The 1243-nt window shown below is 34.8% G+C and carries 1 pseudogene; it reads right to left on the bottom strand.

Going from position 1 to position 1243, the window contains the following annotated elements:
* Window positions 1-1212 (bottom strand): annotated as a pseudogene (locus ACNQ0W_RS25125) (DNA-binding protein); the annotation flags it as partial.
* Window positions 1213-1243: the final 31 nt, after the last annotated feature.

Here is a 1243-nt window from a genome sequence, read left to right as displayed (position 1 = left end):
AGAAAATTGATCAGTATTGAGCAAGCATAAAGCATTACTAAATTTTATGGATTTTTCTTTATCATACCATGGAAAGTCTCTGCTAAAATTAGAACTAATAATTTCCCACAAATTACTCAATGAATAGTTGTAATCATTGTGGTTTAAGAAACTTTTCCCACCATCCAAACTCGTTCTTTTAATTTTTAAAACACATGATTTATGATCAAATAAATTATACCCCAGTGCATGGCAAACTTGTACAACGGTCAATTTAGCTTTTTCATCGACTGTTGGGCAAAGCTCATGTCGGTAAAATTTATCCGGGTACTTTTCGTACCAGTAAGCAAGTGCTCTTGCATTTTGTGATAAGGAAAGTAATCTTCTAATTGCTTTCTTTGCAACTGGTATCATAACTCTTGGAATCCATTTGATATTAGGGCCATACCCTTTTACCGAATAAAATCTCAACCCATATCTTTCAATACCCTTGCCATCTATTTGTGTAATTTCACAATCAGCAGGTAAGGCTAAAATCTCAGAGATTCTGCTCGGACAACAAAGTAGAAGTGCAAATACTGAACTTGTGAACTTATCCCTTGGACTCAGTAGCTCATCATTTTGAGAAAAAATATCAGCAATAGCGAGCAATGCCTCTTCATCTGGTAACTTATCGCTTCGGTGATAATCCTCAATCTCAGGAAGATAATTGTTTTTGACTTTCTGTTTTACATGGTTTTTCCATGAGATATATCCTGATTTCACAAGATTATGTTCATATAGAAACTTTGATATTTTTTCAAGCTGTATTCCACATTTAGCCAAAACGTTACCTTCAAAATATTTACTCCCGATCTGCATTGCCTCATCGAAAACAACGGCTGTAACATTATATATGAGACCAGTGTTCTGAACCTGCAAAAGGGCCTGTTCGAGGCATCGCAAGGCCATCATAATAACCCCATAATTTTTTAATGGTTTCAATGAGTGTTGATATCTGATATATGCTTTCGCAAAATTGATATAATCTTCGTGCATTGCATCAATGGAATCAAAGACTTTATTTCCAACCCCTATTTTTCTAAATGTGACATATCCTTTCCATGCATACTGCTCCCAATCCTGAGTTTGGGTTAGTCCGGGCAGTTGATAGCGACAAAATTTTATGAACTCATTATAATTTTCTTCTACAAGAATATGTTTTTTTGATTTGAACAAAATAATATTATTCATAGTTGATTCACCTCACTGCGCTCAATCGGAA

Origin of the sequence: Enterobacter cloacae complex sp. 6730903, from assembly GCF_048283985.1 — a bacterium.
In the GTDB taxonomy this organism is placed as follows: Bacteria; Pseudomonadota; Gammaproteobacteria; order Enterobacterales; family Enterobacteriaceae; genus Enterobacter; species Enterobacter hormaechei_C.
Note: the sequence above shows the minus strand (reverse complement) of the source record. Positions and strands in the feature narration are given on the sequence as shown.